This is a genomic window from Myxococcus sp. SDU36, from assembly GCF_030168875.1.
Classification (GTDB): Bacteria; Myxococcota; Myxococcia; order Myxococcales; family Myxococcaceae; genus Myxococcus; species Myxococcus vastator.
Map to the genome: position 1 here is coordinate 2,844,164 of NZ_CP077414.1, position 18,323 is coordinate 2,862,486.

At 71.2% G+C, this 18,323-nt stretch carries 14 protein-coding genes; 6 read left to right on the plus strand and 8 right to left on the minus strand.

The window, feature by feature from the left end; translation table 11 throughout:
• Positions 1-50 precede the first annotated feature (50 nt).
• Entirely contained in the window at positions 51-1,313 is a 1,263-nt protein-coding gene (locus tag KGD87_RS11000) for a serine/threonine-protein kinase (protein ID WP_284667411.1), read from the plus strand.
• Positions 1,314-1,318: 5 nt separating this feature from the next.
• Here the strand turns inward: KGD87_RS11000 and KGD87_RS11005 are convergent, their stop codons facing one another.
• Genes KGD87_RS11005 through KGD87_RS11015 form a run of 3 tightly spaced genes read right to left on the minus strand, consistent with a single transcriptional unit; the run spans position 1,319 to position 7,468 of the window.
• A complete protein-coding gene (locus KGD87_RS11005; RefSeq protein ID WP_284667412.1) occupies positions 1,319-2,698 on the minus strand; it encodes a sigma 54-interacting transcriptional regulator in 1,380 nt (459 codons plus the stop codon).
• Positions 2,699-2,755: 57 nt separating this feature from the next.
• Positions 2,756-5,074, minus strand: coding sequence for a hypothetical protein (locus KGD87_RS11010; RefSeq protein ID WP_284667413.1), 2,319 nt, complete (start codon positions 5,072-5,074; stop codon positions 2,756-2,758).
• Between the two features lie 15 nt (positions 5,075-5,089).
• Complete coding sequence (locus KGD87_RS11015) at positions 5,090-7,468, minus strand: FdhF/YdeP family oxidoreductase (protein WP_350102015.1); 2,379 nt, start codon at positions 7,466-7,468, stop codon at positions 5,090-5,092.
• Positions 7,469-7,716: 248 nt separating this feature from the next.
• On the opposite strand from KGD87_RS11015, the gene KGD87_RS11020 reads away from it, so the two are divergent.
• From KGD87_RS11020 to KGD87_RS11040, 5 genes are all read left to right on the plus strand, one after another.
• Positions 7,717-8,754: a BON domain-containing protein gene (locus KGD87_RS11020; protein WP_284667415.1), complete on the plus strand. Its 1,038-nt coding sequence runs from the start codon at positions 7,717-7,719 to the stop codon at positions 8,752-8,754.
• 108 nt (positions 8,755-8,862) lie between these two features.
• Positions 8,863-10,518, plus strand: coding sequence for a urocanate hydratase (gene hutU / locus KGD87_RS11025; RefSeq protein ID WP_284667416.1), 1,656 nt, complete (start codon positions 8,863-8,865; stop codon positions 10,516-10,518).
• A 20-nt stretch (positions 10,519-10,538) separates the two neighbouring features.
• On the plus strand, positions 10,539-11,276 hold the full coding sequence (locus tag KGD87_RS11030) for a hypothetical protein (protein ID WP_284667417.1): 738 nt from the start codon (positions 10,539-10,541) through the stop codon (positions 11,274-11,276).
• 3 nt (positions 11,277-11,279) lie between these two features.
• Positions 11,280-12,545, plus strand: a complete 1,266-nt coding sequence (hutI, locus tag KGD87_RS11035; protein ID WP_284667418.1) for an imidazolonepropionase — start codon at positions 11,280-11,282, stop codon at positions 12,543-12,545.
• A gap of 89 nt (positions 12,546-12,634) precedes the next feature.
• Positions 12,635-13,498 carry a class II glutamine amidotransferase gene (locus KGD87_RS11040; protein ID WP_284667419.1) on the plus strand — a complete coding sequence of 288 codons (864 nt, stop codon included), beginning with the start codon at positions 12,635-12,637 and terminating at the stop codon, positions 13,496-13,498.
• 16 nt (positions 13,499-13,514) lie between these two features.
• Here the strand turns inward: KGD87_RS11040 and tsaE are convergent, their stop codons facing one another.
• The 5 genes from tsaE to glmM form a co-directional block, all read right to left on the minus strand.
• Positions 13,515-14,000 carry a tRNA (adenosine(37)-N6)-threonylcarbamoyltransferase complex ATPase subunit type 1 TsaE gene (gene tsaE, locus KGD87_RS11045; protein ID WP_163786187.1) on the minus strand — a complete coding sequence of 162 codons (486 nt, stop codon included), beginning with the start codon at positions 13,998-14,000 and terminating at the stop codon, positions 13,515-13,517.
• Complete coding sequence (locus tag KGD87_RS11050; RefSeq protein WP_284667420.1) at positions 13,997-15,532, minus strand: NAD(P)H-hydrate dehydratase; 1,536 nt, start codon at positions 15,530-15,532, stop codon at positions 13,997-13,999. The genes tsaE and KGD87_RS11050 overlap by 4 nt, the downstream gene beginning before the upstream one ends.
• A gap of 4 nt (positions 15,533-15,536) precedes the next feature.
• Positions 15,537-15,917 (minus strand): holo-ACP synthase, encoded by a 381-nt coding sequence (gene acpS, locus KGD87_RS11055; RefSeq protein WP_284667421.1) that lies wholly within the window; start codon positions 15,915-15,917, stop codon positions 15,537-15,539.
• 6 nt (positions 15,918-15,923) lie between these two features.
• Positions 15,924-16,649, minus strand: coding sequence for a pyridoxine 5'-phosphate synthase (locus KGD87_RS11060; protein ID WP_284667422.1), 726 nt, complete (start codon positions 16,647-16,649; stop codon positions 15,924-15,926).
• Between the two features lie 111 nt (positions 16,650-16,760).
• Positions 16,761-18,155, minus strand: a complete 1,395-nt coding sequence (glmM, locus tag KGD87_RS11065; RefSeq protein ID WP_284667423.1) for a phosphoglucosamine mutase — start codon at positions 18,153-18,155, stop codon at positions 16,761-16,763.
• Positions 18,156-18,323 lie beyond the last annotated feature (168 nt).

Sequence of the window (18,323 nt, forward strand, 5' to 3'; positions counted from 1 at the left end):
GCGAACACGCCGTATCCCTGTATGGAGACGAACTTCAACCCGGAGCGCTGGTGGGCGACTGGGTCATCGAGTCATGCGTCCACACGGGCGTGACGGCGTGGCTCTATCGCGCGTCGCACCTGTCCACCCGGGCGCCCGCCGCGGTGAAGGTGGTGCGTGCCGAGTTCAACCACGTCACGCACGTGCTCCGCCGCTTCCAGCAGGAAGCAGACACGCTCGGGGCGCTGCGCCATCCCCACATCGTGGACGTGCTCGAGCACGGCGACCTTCGCGACGGACGCCCCTGGCTGGCCATGGAATGGCTGGAGGGCGAAAGCCTGGACCAGTGGCTCACGCACCGGGGCCCCTTCTCCCTCGCGGAGGCGCTCACGGTGATGGAGGAGCTGGGCGCCGCGCTGCACTTCGCCCATGGGCACGGCATCCTGCACCGCGACCTCAAGGCGCAGAATGTGATGGTCCTCCCCCGGACGGAGGGCTTCACGGTGAAGCTGGTGGACTTCGGCATCGCCCGCGTGGAGCCACCGGAAGGACTCTCCGGCCTGACCTCCGGCGGCGCCGTGCTCGGCACGCCCGTGTCCATGGCCCCCGAGCAGATTCGCGGGCAGGCCGTGGACACACGCACCGACCTGTACGCGATGGGCGTGCTCCTCTACCAACTCCTCACCGGAGGCCTGCCCTTCGAAGGCACCAGCGCGGTGGAGGTCGAGGAGCAGCACCTCCATGCGCCGCCGCCGCACCTTGCGGAACGGGGGCACGCACCGCCAGCGCTGGACGCCGTGGTCCAACGGTGTCTCGCGAAGGCCCCTGGGGACCGCTGGCCGGACGTGCCCACCTTCCTCGATGCCCTGCGCGCGGCGCTGGCCCCCACCCCGGCTGAGCTCTGGGCCGTGGCGGTCTTCGTGGACCTCCGCTTCCCGGTGGCCCTGGACGAGCCCACCGACGCGGAGCTGGATGCCAGGGACGCCGCGATGGACGCGACGCGCGCCGAGCTGGAGACCCGTGGCTGGGCGCTCGCCATGGAGAGTGGCAATGCCGTGCTCGCGTGGCGCGCACTGCCTCCCGCATCCACGGCCCATGCCGCCACGCTGGAGGAGGCGCGCCAGGTGGCGGACGCGCTGTCGCGGCGAGCCCGCGAGGCCGCGGGTGACAGCGTGGAGGTCCGCGTCTACGCGCACGCGGCCCCGTGTGAGCTGAACACGGACGCCCAGGGCCATCCCAGGTTGGCGGGAGGTGCGTTGCTGCGCCTGGAGTCCTGGGCTTCGGGGGGCACGGCGGGCGAGGTCCTGCTGTCGGAGGCGCTCGCCAGCCGCTGAGCGTGCTACGTCCGCAGTCGGTGCCGGCGCAGCAGGCGGTACAGGTACACGCGGTCCATGTCCGCGGCGGTGGCGGCCTGGGACACCTTGCCTCCGTGGAGCTTGAGGAGCGCATCCAGGTACTCGCGCTCGAAGACCTCCAGCGCGCGGCGGCGGGCCTCCGCGTAGGGCTGCTTCGGGTCCACCAGGCTGCGCAGCACCGCTTGCGCGCTCACCTCGTCGGCGTCCGGCGGCATGGCGTCCTGGAAGACGAGGCACCGCTCCAGGTGGTTGCGCAGCTCGCGCACGTTCCCCGGCCACGCGGCGTGCTGGAGCTGCGCGATGAACTCCGGCGTGCTCAGCGCCGCGAGCTGCTCGGTGCCGGCCCCGAAGGCGGTGAGGATTCGCTCCGCGATGAGGGGGATGTCCTCGGGCCGCTCCCGCAGCGCGGGGATGATGATGCGCACCACCGCGAGGCGGAAGAACAAGTCAGAGCGGAAGCGCGCCGCGTTCACCTCGGCGCGCAAATCCCGGTGCGTGGCGGCGATGACGCGCACGTTGACGGGTTGGTACCCGTTGGCGCCCAGCCGGCGAATCTCCTTGTTCTCCAGGACGCGCAGCAGCTTCGGCTGCAGCTCCGCGGGGAGCTCGCCAATCTCGTCCAGGAAGATGGTGCCGCCGTCCGCCTCCTCGAAGGCGCCGACGCGGCGCTGGATGGCGCCGGTGAAGGAGCCCTTCTCGTGGCCGAACAGCTCGCTCTCCAGCAGGTTGCCGGGGATGGCGCCGCAGTCCACGGTGAGGAAAGGCCCCGAGGCCCGGGCGCTGGCCTGATGGATGGCGAAGGCCGCGCGGCTCTTGCCCGTGCCCGTCTCGCCCTCCAGCAACACCGTCGCGTCGCTCGCGGCGGCGCGCTCCATGAGGGCGAAGCTGGCGCGCGTCACGGGGGACGCGCCGACCAGCTCACCAAACGTCGTGCGGTCGGAGATGAGCAGCCGGTTCGTCTCCGGGCTGAAGTCGAACCGGACGCTCACCCGGCCCAGGCGCAGGATGCTGCCGCCACGAAGGTACGCGTCGCGCACGTGGACGCCGTCGAGCACGGTGCCGTTCCGGCTGTCCAGGTCCCGCAGGCGGGCGCCGTCGTGGTCAACCTTCACCTCGCAGTGGAAGCGCGAGACGGTGGGCTCCTCGATGACGAAGTCATTGAGCCCATGCGAGCCGATGGAGAACGTGTCCGCGTTGCTGTCCTTGGACTGCCCAAGCTGCGGACCTTCGAGGACGGTGAAGCGGAAGCGGCGCACAGCGCCCGTGGTCCCAGGCCTTCCTGTCCCCGTGGGCCGCGTCTGCTGGATGGAATCAGGCCCCTCGGCTGGACGGCCCGCCCCCTGGGGTCGCTCGGTGTGACTCATAAGGACCCAACGGTATCACCGAGCACGTCGCGCCTGAGGGCCGTGTGGCCACTTGACCTACCGGAGGCCCCATTCAACGACAAAGTCCGGCCCGTCCTCCGCGCTGGACAGCCGGGCAAGCGACGCCGGCCGTTCGTCTCCCGTCCACAGGCCGACGAGGTCGCCCAGCAGCCAGTGGGACAGCGAGCGCGCCACGCGCTGCACCCCGTCTCGCGGCACGCCCGACAGCGAGCGCTGCGACTCCATCAGCGCGCGCACCGTGCGCGACGGCACCACCCAGCACTCGGCCCGAGGAAACGGAGGCGTCAGGAACAGGCAGAACGCGGCATCGGTCCGCAGCAACTGCGCGTCCAGGTGCTCACGGCCCAACCGGAAGGCGGGCAGCCACTGGCCTTCTCCGCGCTGTTCGAGCTTCACCACCTGCACGGACACCACGCGCCGCGTGCGCAGGAAGTCGCCCACCGCCACGTCGAGGACGAACGCCACCTCCACGCCAGGTCGCGCGGTGGCCAAAGGCTGAGGGACCGCGTCCGGAGCCGCCTCGCCGTCCACCGGCACAGGCACGGGCTCGGGCGCTGGCTCACGGCGCCGGACCGTCATCGACAGCTCGAACGGCGAGGGCTGCCCCTGGGCCATCAGCGCGGCCACGTCCGCCTTCACCCGCGCCAGCTCGGCGCTCAGCGCGTTGAGCAGCTCCGCCGCCAGCGCCTCGGTGTCCTCGCGGAAGCGCTCCGGATAGCGCGAGGAGAACGCCGCCTCCACGCGGCCCAAGGCGCCCAGCAGCAGCTCCTCCAGGTCCCGGTCACGCAGCCAGGTCCGCCCGCCGAGCGGCACCGCGCGAGTCACATGCAGGTGCCGCAGCGCCTCCGTCAACGTCGCGGGGCCCGAGCCCCGCGAAGGCTCCACGGGAGCGCCCGGCTTGCCCTTCGCCGGCGGGCCCTGGAACCAGGACTGGAGCGTCCGGACGCGGAGGCGAACGCGCGACGACGGGTGCTCCTTCAGCCGCTTCACCTGACGCCGGTCGGTCGCGGTGCGGACCAGCGCCAGCACCGTGAGCTCCGCCTCGGACGACGCGGCATCCGGCGCGCACCAGAGGAAGAACTCGATGGCCGCCTTGCGCAGCACGGGCTTGCGTCCCACGCGGTCGGCGACCTCCTGACGCCACGCCGCCAGCTCGTCCAGCCCGGGCCGCACGGCGCCAGGCATGAAGCGAGGCCACAGCTCGGCGCACTCCTCCGCCAGCCAGTGGAGCTGCTCGAAGCCCGGCGACCCTTGCTTGAGCTTCGACAGCGCGCGCTTGCGGCGCTCGAAAGCATCCGGCGCGCCCTTGCGCACGGAGGCGCGGAACAACCGCTCCTCCAGCCACAGCAGCGTGAGCACCAGCCCCGGCTCGCCCTTGCGCAGCGTGGCCTGGCAGTGGTCGAGCACGAAGCGCACGGGGCCCAGGTCCGCCGACGCCTCGAAGTCGCCGTTCACCAGCGCGCCCAGCGCCCCGCGCAAGCCGTCCACCGGTGGCGCATCGAAGCGCGACAGCAGCTCACACAGGTTCTCCACCACTTCGGGAGGACCGCCGACCTCCAGCGTGCGCGACAGCAGCATCCCCGCCCGGGCGCACCAGTCCGGCTCCTTGCGTCCCCCGGGGTAGCACGCCAGGAAGCCGCTCATGCCGCCGCGGCCCCCCGGCGACGTCGCCAGCGAGAAGAGCCGCTCGGCCAGCACCTCCGACGCCTCCCGCCACGGCAGCCGCGCGGCCCGCGTCCGGATGAACTCCGCCAGCCGGTCGCGCCCGTCCGCCGCCGTCGCGGGCATCAGCGCGCGCAACTGCTCCAGCAGCGCGACGGACTTCGCGCCGGTGCCCAGCACCTGACGCAGGTCCACCTCCACCGCGCCGTGGAAGCGCAGGGCCCGGCCGTCGAAGGTACACGGCGCGTCGCCCACCAGGGACTGGAGCGCGTCCGGGTGCCGCTTCAGGATGCGCGTCAGCACCGTGGTGACGGTGGCCTCCGTCTCACGCCGCACCCGCGCGGCCGTGTCCGCGTCCCCCACCTCCCGCAACGCCGCCAGCATCGTCTCCTGCCGCGCCATCAAGCGCGGCAGCAGGCCCCGGGGCGGCGCGGCGTAGGGCCACAGCAACTCACTGCACGAGGAGAGCAGGAACAACAGCTCGCCGAGGGTCCGCTCGCCCTCGTCCAACCGGCTCCAGGCCGCGGCCTGCGCCAGGGTGCGCTCATCCAGCGAGGCGCCTTTCACCCAGCTCGCGAAGGACTCGCGCCACTGGGTGGACGCGGCCATGGCCTCCGCCGCGGGCGTCCCCGTCACCGCCTCATAGAGGGCCCGGAGCGACTCCGGCCACCCGGCTTCACTGACGGGTTGCATGCTCTCTCACGCGCCTCATGCCACCGCGCCAGCGGGCAGGGCCCGCGCTTCTCCGGCCGGGGTGATGCTGATGACCACCGACTTGGACGTGGGCGTGCGGCTCTTCTCCGCGAAGCTGTTCACGGGGACGAGGACGTTGGCCTCGGGAAAGTAGGTGGCCGCGCACCCGCGCGGGATGTTGTACGGCACCACGCGGAAGCCGCTCGCCAGTCGAGTCTCACCCTCGAAGTGGCTCCGCAGGTCGACGAGCTGGTCCGCGGCCAGCCCCTGCGCCTTCATGTCGGCGGGATGCAGCAACACCACCCGGCGGCCATTTCGGATGCCGCGGTAGCGGTCGTCCAACCCGTACACCGTGGTGTTGAACTGGTCATGCGTGCGAATCGTCATCATCAGGAGCTGTCCCGGCTCCAGGGCGATGGGCCGCAGCGCGTGCACCGTGAAGTGCGCCTTGCCGCTCTTCGTGGTGAAGCGTCCCTCGCGCGGACCGTTGGGCAGCGCGAAGCCGCCCGGCTCCCGCACGCGGCGGTTGAAGTCGTCGAAGCCGGGGATGACGCGCGCAATCTGCTCACGGATGCGGTCGTAGTCCTCCACCAGCGCCAGCCAGGGCACGCGCGAGCGCGCCCCCAACACCGCCGTCGCCAGCCGGGCGACGATGGCGGGTTCGCTGAGCAGGTGCTCCGACGCGGGCGGCACCGCGCCCCGCGAAGACGACACCACGCCCATGGAGTTCTCCACGGTGACGAACTGGGCCCCGCCGGCCTGCACGTCGCGCTCGGTGCGGCCCAGGCACGGCAGGATGAGCGCCCGCCGTCCGTGGACCAGGTGCGAGCGGTTGAGCTTGGTGGACACCTGGACGGTGAGGCGCGTGCGGCGGAGGGCCTCGGCGGTGAACTCCGTGTCCGGCGTGGCGGCGAGGAAGTTGCCACCGAGCGCGAAGAACACCTTCACCCGGCCGTCGTGCATGGCGAGCAGCGTGTCCACCACGTCCATGCCGTGGCGGCGCGGCGGCTCGAAGCCGAACTCTCGCGACAGCGCCGTCAACAGGGCCTCGGGCGGCTTCTCCCAGATGCCCATGGTGCGGTCGCCCTGCACGTTGCTGTGACCGCGCACCGGGCACAGGCCCGCGCCCGGCTTGCCGATACCGCCGCGCAGCAGCGTCAGGTTGACGATCTCCTGGATGCACGCCACGCCGTTGCGGTGCTGCGTCAGGCCCATGGCCCAGCAGAAGATGGTGCGCTCGGAGCGCGCGAGGATTTCCGCCGCCGCGAGGACCTGCGCGCGCGGCACCCCGCTGCCCTCCTCCACGTCCTCCCACTTCACCGCGCGCATGTGGGCCGCGTAGGCCTCGAAGCCCAGCGTCTTGTCGTCGATGAAGCCCTTGGCCACCACCGAGCCGGGGTTCGCGTCCTCCAGCTCGAACAGCGCCTTGGCCATGCCCTGCAGCAGCGCGGCGTCGCCGTTGATGCGGACCTGAACGAACAGGGAGTTGAGCGCCGTCCCCGGCCCGATGAGGTGCAGCACGTCCTGCGGGTGCTTGAAGCGGTTGAGCCCCGTCTCCGGCAGCGGGTTGACGCTGACAATCTGGCAGCCCCGGCGCGCGGCGGCCTCGAGCGACGACAGCATCCGCGGATGGTTCGTCCCCGGGTTCTGTCCGATGACGAAGATGGCCTCCGCCTGGTCGAAGTCCTCCAGCGTGACGGTGCCCTTGCCAATGCCCACCGTCTCGTTGAGCGCGGAGCCGCTCGACTCGTGGCACATGTTCGAGCAGTCCGGCAGGTTGTTGGTGCCGAACTGCCGGACGAAGAGTTGGTAGAGGAACGCCGCCTCGTTGCTGGTGCGCCCGGAGGTGTAGAAGCTCGCGGCGTCGGGTGTGTCGAGCGCGTTGAGCTCCTCGGCCACCAGCGCGAAGGCTGCGTCCCAGGACAGGGGCTCGTAGTGGGTGGCGCCCTCGCGGAGCACCATCGGGTGTGTCAGCCGGCCCTGCTTGCCCAGCCAATGGTCCGTCTGGAGGGAGAGGTCCGCCACGCTCCACTGACGGAAGAACTCCGGCGTCACCCGCGCGGACATGGCCTCTTCCGCCACCGCCTTGGCGCCGTTCTCACAGAACTCCGCCATGGAGCGGTGTCCCGGGTCCGGCCACGCACAGCCAGGGCAGTCGAAGCCCGCCTTCTGGTTCACCTTGAGCAGCAGCTTCGTCCCGCGCACCACGTCCACCTCACTGTAGACGTGCCGCAGGCCGGAGATGATCGCGGGGATGCCGCCCGCCACCGTCTCGACGGGCCCCACGGAAGGGCCACGGGCCTCCTCGGGAGGCTGGGCGCGGGGCGTTGCCTTCGTGCGCGCGGACGACGCTTGCGCGCCTGGCCCCTGTGCGTTCCGGCTCCCGTCGTCCATGGCACGCCCTCCAGGCATCGCGCGGCCGGCTGGCTGGCCGGTCGCGGCTGTGGACTCTACCGCGCTCCGGCCGCGCGGGAATGCTCATGGAACGCCTGGCGCCTCCCCCAGCATGCGGCGGCCACTCCGGGGACCCCATGCCCGGCCGAGCCCCTGACGGGGCCTGCCTGCGTTGCCAGGAACGTTCGCGGTCCAGAACGTCAGGAGACACGCCCTGGGCGAACGCACGACGCGAGGAGGCCATCCAGATGAACGGCAGGCGCGATGACGACCGGCGATGGGGAGACACGGCGCGGGAGCAGCGGCCCTCGAGGAGCTGGGAGGACGAACGCCCCCACCCGAGGGGCACCTGGGCCCGCGCCCCGGAATGGGACGAGCACGGCTACGAGCGCGGGCCCGACTTCGAGCGGGACCCACGCGACTTCCAACAAGACGTGGCCTTCGGACGGGCCGCGCGCGCCCTGGACCAGGGCCGGGAGTTGGATCGCCGCGCCCGGCAGTTCGACCCGGAGCGCATCGCCAGACGGCCCGGCTACAGCCCGAGCGGCACGTTCCGCGAAGTCGAGGAGGACTGGCGCCTGGAGCCCCCCTACCTGGGCGTCCTGGAGGACGTGGGGACAGGGACGGGTCGCCGGGGCCGCCCTGAGCCGCCAGAGCGCCGGGGGCACGACGGGCGCCACCACCATGGCCACCGGGGCGCCGACGACGCCCACGAGCGCCGCCGCCAGGATGCGGGCGGCATGGACCGGAGCCGGCCCTGGCGCGCCGCCGGACGCATGGCCGAAACGGATGTCCGCTACGGAGGCACGCAGCCCGCGGGCCACGGCCCCGGTGTGGAGAACATGGCGCCACCGTGGGATGGATACGGCACCAGCCCGTCACGGCCGGACGACCACGACCTGGGGCAAGGTGGCTTCTCGGGTGGACGCCACCGGCCCGAAGGCGGTGTGAGGGCGCCGCCTCGGGGACGCGCGCCGCGAGGCTACCGGCGCTCCAGCGAGCGAATCCTGTCGGACCTCTGCGACCGGCTGATGCAGAGCTGGGTGGACGCCGTGGACGTGGACATCCGCGTGCGGGACGGCGTGGTGCTGCTGGCCGGCGTGGTGCGCAGCCAGGACGAACGGCGCGCGACGGAGGCGCTCGCCCGGGACGTGCTGGGGGTGAAGGAGGTCCTCAACGACATTCGCATCGACCGCGAGGACGGCGTCGTGGACCGGCCCGCGTCTCGGAGGCCCGTCCAGGTCCCGGGCATGGACGCCTCCGACGACGACACGCTGCATTCGTGAAGGGGCGGACGCGACGCGGCGCGACGCGGACATCGCGGTGGCCCGGAAGCACGCCGGTTCAGGTAGTGTGCCGGGCCTTTCCGTCCGCCACACCCTAGGAGTCCGTTCATGTCCCGCGTCATCCGCGCCCCCCATGGCTCCACCCTGTCCTGCAAGGGCTGGGTCCAGGAGGCCGCGCTCCGGATGTTGATGAACAACCTCGACCCGGACGTCGCCGAGCGCCCCGAGGACCTCGTCGTCTACGGCGGCACCGGCAAGGCCGCTCGCGACTGGCCCTCCTTCGACCGCATCGTGTCGAGCCTCCAGAACCTGGGCGACGACGAGACGCTGCTCGTCCAGTCCGGCAAGCCCGTGGGCATCTTCCGCACGCACCCGGACGCGCCGCGCGTGCTCATCGCCAACTCCAACCTCGTGGGCCGCTGGGCCAACTGGGAGCACTTCCACGAGCTGGAGAAGAAGGGCCTGATGATGTACGGCCAGATGACCGCGGGCTCGTGGATCTACATCGGCACGCAGGGCATCCTCCAGGGCACCTACGAGACGTTCGCCGCCGCCGGCCGCTTCCACTTCGGCACCGACGACCTGGCGGGCCGCCTCATCCTCTCCGGCGGGCTGGGTGGCATGGGGGGCGCGCAGCCGCTGGCCGCCACCATGAACAACGCCGTGTTCCTCGGCGTGGAGATCGACCCCACCCGCGCCCGCCGCCGGGTGGAGACGCGCTACCTGGACGTCGTCGCCAAGGACCTGGACGACGCGCTGGCGCTGGTGAAGGAGGCCCAGGAGCAGCGCGTGGGCCGCTCCATCGCCGTCATCGGCAACGCGGCGTCGGTGTTCCGCGAGCTGTACCGCCGCGGCATCAAGCCGGACCTCGTCACGGACCAGACGAGCGCCCATGACCCGCTCAACGGCTACATCCCCACGGACCTGTCGCTGGAGGCCGCCGCCGAGCTGCGCCAGCGCGACCCGGAGACGTACGTCCGCCGCGCGCGCGAGTCGATGATGCTGCACGTGCAGGCGATGAACGACTTCCAGAAGGCCGGCAGCCACGTCTTCGACTACGGCAACAACCTGCGCGGCCAGGCGGAGCTGGGCGGCATGGAGAACGCCTTCGAGTTCCCCGGCTTCGTCCCCGCCTACATCCGTCCCCTCTTCTGCGAGGGCATGGGGCCCTTCCGCTGGGTGGCGCTCTCTGGCGACCCGGAGGACATCCGCGTCACCGACCGCGTGGTGCGCGAGCTGTTCCCCCAGAAGGCCTCGCTGCAGCGCTGGCTGAACATGGCGGAGGAGCGCGTGGCGTTCCAGGGCCTGCCCTCGCGCATCTGCTGGCTGGGGTATGGCGAGCGCGCCAAGGCGGGCCTCGCCTTCAACGAGCTGGTGCGCAAGGGCGAGGTGAAGGCGCCCATCGTCATCGGCAGGGATCACCTGGACTGCGGCTCGGTGGCGTCGCCCAACCGCGAGACGGAGGCGATGAAGGACGGCACGGACGCGGTGGCGGACTGGCCCATCCTCAACGCGCTGGTGAACGCGGTGAACGGCGCCTCGTGGGTGTCCTTCCACCATGGCGGCGGCGTGGGCATGGGCTACTCGCTGCACGCGGGGCAGGTCATCGTCGCGGACGGGACGCCGGAGGCCGCGCGCCGCATCGAGCGCGTGCTCACCAGCGACCCCGGCATGGGCGTGCTGCGCCACGCGGACGCGGGCTACCCGGAGGCCATCGACGTGGCGAAAGCGCGCGGCGTGAAGATTCCCGGCATCACCACCTGAAGCCGAAGCAGGAGGCCGCAGTGAAGCGCTTGTGCGCGGCAGGGGTCGGACTGGGGGGCGCCGCCGTCGTGGGACTGGCGGGGTGCGCCCCCACGGCGATGGGCCCCATGGTGATGCGGATGGGGCCCGGGGCTCCCGACCGCAACGTCATGCAGTTGGGGATGCGCTCCGGCCCCCGGCTGAGCGCGCCCATCGCGGGGACGCAGCCCGGCGTCGGGACCGGAGACACGTTCCGTGGGAACGAGTCGAGCTTCTCCCCGCAGCAGTGGGGCGTGGCGTTCGACGCGGCCTTGACGCTGCCGCTGTCCGAACGGCTGCACCTGCACACGGGGCTTCAGGGCGAGATGTTCCTGCCGGTGCCGCTGCCGGGGTACGGCGTGTATGCCGGGGCCTCGTACTACGTGGGCTCGGAGCGGCTGGGGCTGGCTCCGGCGCTGTCGTTGCGAGGGGCCACGGACTTCGGCCTGCTCACGTCGCGCGGCGGGCCGGGCAGCATCTTCGGCGCGGAGGTGTCGTGCGCGCTCACGATGCAGCCGGAGAAGAACGTGTCCATTGGCCTGGTGCCCTTCGCGTCGTGGCACACGGTGGCCTCGCATGGGCGCAACGAGCAGGCGCTGTATTACGGCGGCGTGGTGGCGGCGCGCGTCAGTTGGGGCGCGCTGAATGACTTCGAGCTGTCGGGCGGGTTTGGCCGCGCGAAGGTCGGCAAGGGTGTGAGCTGGAACGTGCCCATTATGGGCGCACGCGGAGGACGTTGAGCCATGGACGTGTTGGACCTGCTGGTGCGAAACACCTCCGAAGTGCTGACGGTGGAAGGCTCGCACCGCGAGCGCGCGGAGGACGCCCTCACCCCGCGCCCGGGCGCCGTGGTGGGTGTGCGCGGAGGCCGCATCGCCTACGTGGGCCCCGAGGCGCAGCTCCCCCCCGGCGCGGTGGGCCCCGGCACCGAGGTGGTGGACGCCCAGGGTGGCTTCGTGGGCCCCGGCTTCGTGGACCCGCACACACACCTCGTCTTCGCCGGTGAGCGCTCGGCGGAGTTCGACCTGCGCAACCAGGGCGCCACCTACCTGGAGCTTGCCAAGGCGGGCGGAGGCATCGCCGGCACGGTGCGGGCCACGCGGGCCGCGAGCGAGGACGAGCTGGTGCGGCTCGCCCTGCCCCGCACGAAGCGCCTGTTGGAGCAGGGCGTGACGACGGCGGAGGTGAAGAGCGGCTATGGGCTCAACCTGGAGACGGAGCTGAAGATGCTGCGCGCGGTGCGGCGGCTCGGCGCGCTGACGCCGCTGGAGCTGGTGCCCACGCTGCTGTGCGCGCACGCCTTGCCGGAGGAGTACCGCGGCAAGCGCGAGGACTACGTGCGGCTGTGCATCGAGGAGATTCTCCCCGCCGTCGCACGCGAGGGGCTGGCACGCTTCTGTGACGTCTTCGTGGAAGACAGCGCCTTCACCGTGGACGAAGCGCGCCGCATCTTGAGCGCGGGGCGGGCACTGGGAATGGTTCCGCGGCTGCATGCGGACCAGCTCACCGCGTGTGGCGCCTCCGAGCTCGCCGCGGAGCTGGGGGCCGCCACGGCGGACCACCTGGAGCAGGTGACGGACGCGGGACTCAAGGCGCTGGCGGACGCGAATGTCACCGCGGTGCTCGTGCCTACCTCCACGCTGTTCCTGCGCATGCGGCCCTACGCACCCGGACGCCGCATCCGCGATGCGGGGCTCAACGTCGCGTTGGGCACCAACGTGAACCCGGGTTCCGCCATGAGTGAAAACACGGCACTCGCACTGGGACTTGCGTGCCTGGAAAACGGGCTTACTGCGGCAGAGGCGTATTGGGGAGCCACGCGCGGCGCGGCGGTGTCCTTGGGACTGCAACAGCACGGCAGGCTGGCCGTGGGTGACGCGGGCGACCTGGTGGTCTTCAGCTGTGCTTCGTACCGCCATCTGCCCTACCATCTAGGGGTAGCGCACGCGCGAGTGGTGGTGAAGGCCGGACGCATCGCTGTCCGGCAGCCAATGGAAGGCTGCGCGTGAACCGGCGTCGCAGAGACACGGCGGCGCCAACTGGGTAAAGACGAGACGACATCCGACAGGCCGGACGTTAAGGATTTTCGCTGCCAGCCATGTGCCGACTATTTGGATTCCGTTCAGCGATTCCCGCCGCCGTTCATCCTTCGTTGGTGACGGAGAAGAACTCGCTCCTCATCCAGTCGCGCGAGCACAAGGACGGATGGGGAATCGCCGCGTACGGCGCCGAACCCGCGCCCGTGGTGGCGCACGGTGTGGGGCCCGCGCACTGCGACCCGGACTTCGAGCGGGTGAGCAGCCGGGTGTCTTCCCACACGGTGGTGGCGCACGTCCGCCTAGCCTCGGTGGGCGCGGTCGAGCTGCGCAACGCCCACCCCTTCCTGCATGGCCGCTGGGCGTTCGTGCACAACGGGACGGTGAAGGAGTTCGCGCAGCACCGGGCCGCCGTGGAGGCGCTCATCTGCCCGAGCCTCCGGGCGAACATCCAGGGCACCACGGACAGCGAGCGGTGCTTCTACCTGTTCCTCACCCGCCTGGCGGCCCGGCATCCGATTGACCGGCAGGTTCCGGTGGAGGCGGTGGCGCGTGCGCTGGCGGAGACGATGTCATTGGTAGCCGCCATCACGGATGTCGCGGGTCAGGAGGGTCGCTCGGCGATGAACTTCCTCGTGTCCGACGGCGAGCTGATGGTCGCGTCTCGGCGCAACCGGACGCTGTTCGTGTCCACGGGTCCGGCACGCGACGACGTGTCGACGCTGCCGGCACCGGGGACGAAGCTGGAGCAGCTCGTCGTGGCCAGTGAGTCCCTGTGCGGCGGGCCGTACTGGGCGCCGGTGGCCGAAGAGGACGTCATCGGCGTGGACGCGAACCTCGTGTTCCACCACTGGCGCGTGCCGGAGCTCGCGGGTTTGGACCTCGGCCCCGCCGCGAAGCCGGACACGTCGCGCAGCGTGGCCTGAGGCCTCGACTTCCGCGTCAGCCCATCCACGCGTCGAGCAAGGCCGCCGGCCGTGCGCCAAACGCCTCCGCCGTCAGCTCACGTGCCTCGCCGCCCGCGTGCTTCAGCGTGACGCGCAGGTAGTCGCGGGGCGCGGCCTGCGGAATCTTGTCCAACCACTCCACCAGCATCGCGCTCTCGGTGCTTTCCAGGTCCAGGAAGCCCGTGGCGTACAGGTCGTCGTAGTCCGTCAGCCGGTACAGGTCCGCGTGGTACAGCGGGATGCGGCCCGAATACGGGTACACAATCGCGAACGTGGGGCTCGCCACCTCGGAGCGAGGCACGTTCGCCCCGTCCGCCACCCCGCGCACCAGGTGCGTCTTTCCCGCGCCCAGGTCGCCAATCAGCCCCACGAAGTCACCGGGCTGCAGCAACTCGCCCAGCCGGACGCCCAGCCGGTGCGTCTCCTCGGGAGACTCCAGCCGTACCGTCCGCACACGCGCCGCCAACGCTTCCGCGCTCATCGTTCCCACCGTAGCCACACCTCGCACAGCCCCTGCTCCACGATGTCCCCCGCCACCAGCCCCAGCTGGCCGCGCTTCGCCGCCGCCAGGTCTCCCGCGAGCCCGTGCGCGTACACCGCCGTCCAGATGGCCGCCGGCAACGGGAGCGACTGAGCCAGGAACGCGCCACAAATCCCCGACAACACGTCCCCCGAGCCCCCCGTCGCCATGCCCGGGTTGCCCGTGGTGTTGAGATACACGCGTCCATCCGCGTCGCTCGTCAGCGTCCGGTCTCCCTTCAGCACGAGCGTCACCTTCAGCCCCACGGAGAACCGCCGCGCCACGTCAAGCCGGTGCGCCTGCACCTCCTTCGTGGGCTTGCCCGTCAGCCGGGCCATCTCTCCCGGGTGCGGCGTCATCACCACCGGCCCCTTCGCGCGGCGCAGCACTGACAGGTCCGAGGCCACCGCGTTGAGCGCGTCCGCGTCCAGCACCGCGGGCACCTCCACGCGCGACAGCAGCTCGCCAATCAGCGCCCCCGTCTCCGGGCCCCGCGGAATCCCCGGCCCGATGACGAGCGCATCCTTCCCGTCCGCCGCCGCCACCAGCGCGTCCAAGTCTCCCAGGCCCAGCGGCCCGGAAGCCTCCAGGGGGATGCCCATGATTTCGGCCGAGTGCGCCTGGATGGTGTCCAGCGCGTCCGCTCGCGCGGCCACGGTGACAAGCCCCGCACCGGAGCGCAGCGCCGCCTTCGCCACCAGCGCCGCGGCGCCCGTCTTCCCCCGGCTGCCCGCCACCACCAGGACGTGCCCAAAGGTCCCCTTGTGGGAGTCCGCCTTCCGCGCCGGCAACGTGCGCCGCGCGTCCGCCTCCTCCACCACGAAGAGCTCGGGACCGGAGACCTCCTTCGAGGACTCGCCGCCCATGCCGATATCCACCCGCTGCACGCGGCCACACAGCGAGGCCCCCGGCTCCAGCACCTGCCCCGGCTTGAGGAAACCAAAGGCCACGGTGGCATCCGCCTCCACACACGGAGAGAAGGGCTCCCCCGAGTCACTCTGGAGCCCGGACGGCACATCCGCCGCCACCACCTTGGCCCCCGCGGCCCGCCAGCCGCGAATCGCCGCCACGGCGTCCGCGAAGGCCCCCGCGGGCGCACGGCTCAAGCCCGTGCCAAAGAGCGCGTCCACCACCACGTCACCCCGCCCCGGCACCTGCACGGTCTCCAGGGTGCGCGGCGTCACACCGAAGCCCTTCAGCGCATCCAGGTTCCGGCGCGACTCTGGCGTCAGCTTCGCGGCGTCACCCACCCTCACCACCGACACGCAGGCGCCGCCCTCCCGGAGGAAGCGCGCGGCCACCAGCCCATCCCCGCCATTGTTGCCCGGCCCGCACACCACCACGTAGCGCCCACCCGCACCGATGAGCCCCCGCGCCACGTCCGCGAGCCCCCGCCCGGCGTTCTCCATCAGCAACGCGGAGGGCATGCCGTGACGGGCTTCTGCGGCCTGCTCGGCTTGACGCATCTGGGCGGCGGTGAGGACGCGCAACATGGCTTCAATCCCCTTTCGACTGGAGCACCACCGTGGCGGCGGCGACGTCCGCATCGTGGGTCAGCGCGAGGAAGGCCTCCAGCCCTCGCGCGTCCATGACCTGCAAGGCCACGCCGGACAGTGCGAAATAAGGCGCTCCGCCCTGCCGCCGGACCTCCATGTCCTTCCAGCGGATGCCCGGCGGCGCGCCCAGCGCCTTCACCAGGGCCTCCTTGGCGGCGAAGCGCGCGGCGTAGGCACTGGCGGCGTCGCTGCGCCGGCCGCACAGGGCCCGCTCCGCCTCGGTGTAGACGCGGTTCAGGAAGGGCTCCGCGCGAGGCCCGTCCAGGATGCGCTGGATGCGGGAGATGGAGCAGATGTCCAGGCCCAGGCCGCGGATTCCCATGGCGCCCTACCCCGGGTTGCGCATGAGCTCGAGCATCTCGCGCACCGCGCGCTCGAAGCCCACCAGCACCGCGCGCCCGACAATGGCGTGCCCGATGTTCAGCTCGTCGATTTCAGCGATGCGCGCAATCGGCTGCACGTTGTCATAGTTGAGCCCGTGGCCCGCGGCCACGCCCATGCCCAGCTTGGTGCCCGCCTTGGCCGCGTCGACGATGCGCGCCAGCTCCCGGGCCCGCTCCTTCTCGTTGCGCGCCTCGCAGTAGCGGCCGGTGTGCAGCTCGATGCGGTCCGCGTTCACCTTGTGCGCCGCCCGCACCTGGTCCAGGTCCGGGTCGATGAAGAGCGAGACGGCGATCTCACCGTCCTTCAGGTTCTTGATGATCTTCGCGATGTGCTCGCGCTGATTGGCGACCTCCAGGCCGCCCTCCGTGGTGAGCTCCTCGCGGCGCTCGGGCACCAGCGTCACCACGTCCGGCTTGTACTCGTAGGCGATCTTCACCATCTCCGCGGTGGCGGCCATCTCCAGGTTCAGGAGCGTCTGCACCGTCTCACGGAGGATGCGCAAGTCCCGGTCCTGGATGTGACGCCGGTCCTCGCGCAGGTGGATGGTGATTTGCTGCGCGCCGGCGAGCTCCGCCAGCGCCGCGGCCGTCACCGGATCCGGATACGGGGTGCGCCGCGCCTGACGCAGCGTCGCCACATGGTCCACGTTGACACCCAGTCGCTGTCCCATCGACCGCACCTCGCTCGTGCGCGGCCGTGGGATTGTCGAGGGGCCCCGGTGCGCGCCGGCCCTTCATCACGCCGCCAGCGTCCGGAAGTCAACCGCCGTTCGCAGCGACCCTCAGACGCTGAGGGCCTTGGACAGCGCGTCCGCGATTTCCTTCGCGTAGGCCTGGTTCCTGGCGGCGTCCTCGCCCTCGATGAGGACGCGGGCCTTGGGCTCGGTGCCGGAGAAGCGCACCAGCACGCGGCCGGAGTTGCCCAGCCGCTGCTCCACGCTCTTGATGACCTTCATCACCGTGGGGAGCTCGCCCAGCTCCTTCTTCTGCTTCACGACGACGTTGATGAGCGTCTGGGGCACGGGCTCGAAGATGGAGGCCAGCTCGCTCAGGGGCTTGCCCGCCCGGCACATCACCGCCAGCAGTTGGAGCGCCGCCAGGGTGCCGTCACCCGTGGTGGTGTGGTCCAGGAAGATGAGGTGGCCGCTCTGCTCGCCGCCCAGGTTGTAGCCGTTGCGGCGCATCTCATCGACGACGTAGCGGTCCCCCACGCGCGTGCGCGCCACCTTCACGCCCCAGCGCGCCACCGCGCGCTCCAGGCCGATGTTGCTCATCACCGTGGAGACCAGCATCTTCTTCTTCAGCTGCTTGCGGGCCACCAGCTCACCCGTGCAGATGGCCATGATGGCGTCACCGTCGACGACCTTGCCCTTCTCGTCCACGACGATGAGGCGGTCGGCGTCGCCGTCCAGGGCGATGCCCAGGTGCGCGCCGTGCTTCACCACCGCCTTGGCCAGGTTCTCCGGGAAGAGCGCGCCGCACTTGTGGTTGATGTTCTTGCCGTCCGGCGAAACGCCGAGCGCAATCACCTTGGCGCCCAGCTCCTCCAGCACGGCGGGCGCCGTCTTGTAGGCCGCGCCGTTGGCGCAGTCGACGACGATGGTCATCCCCTCCAGCGTCAGCTCGCGCGGGAAGGTGGCCTTCAGGAAGACGATGTAGCGGCCCCGCGCGTCCTCCATGCGGAAGGCCCGGCCAATCTTCGTGGCCGTGGGGCGGATGGAGTCGATGGAGCCGCTGGACACCAGCTCCTCGATCTTGCCTTCCGTCTCGTCCGGCAGCTTGAAGCCGTCGCGCCAGAAGAACTTGATGCCGTTGTCCTCGTAGGGGTTGTGGGACGCGGAGATGACCGCGCCGGCGTCCGCCCGCATGGAGGTAGTGATGTTGGAGATGCCCGGGGTCGGCAGCGGCCCGACGAGCTCCACGTCCACGCCCATGGAGGTGAGGCCCGCGGCCAGCGCCTGCTCCAGCATGTAGCCCGACAGCCGCGTGTCCTTCCCGACGATGACGCGGTGGCGATGCGGGCCATTGCGGATGAGGAACGCGAGCGCCCGCCCGAGCTGCATCGCGACCTCGGCGGTCATGGGATAGACGTTCGCCTTCCCGCGAACACCATCCGTGCCGAACAGCTTCTGGGAAGCCCGCGCCTCCTTCGGAGGCATGTTCATCCTGTACGCCATGTGTGCCGCTCCGCCTTTCCCACGCCGGGCCTGCGCCGGCCTCTCGACGTCGGGGCTTATACCGCGCCCACCACCCGGGCTCGAAGTTAGGAACCCACTGCTCCCTGGGCAACCTCCCAGGCGTGCAGGCCGACGCAGACTAAAAGAGGTTGCGAAATCAGTACCAAC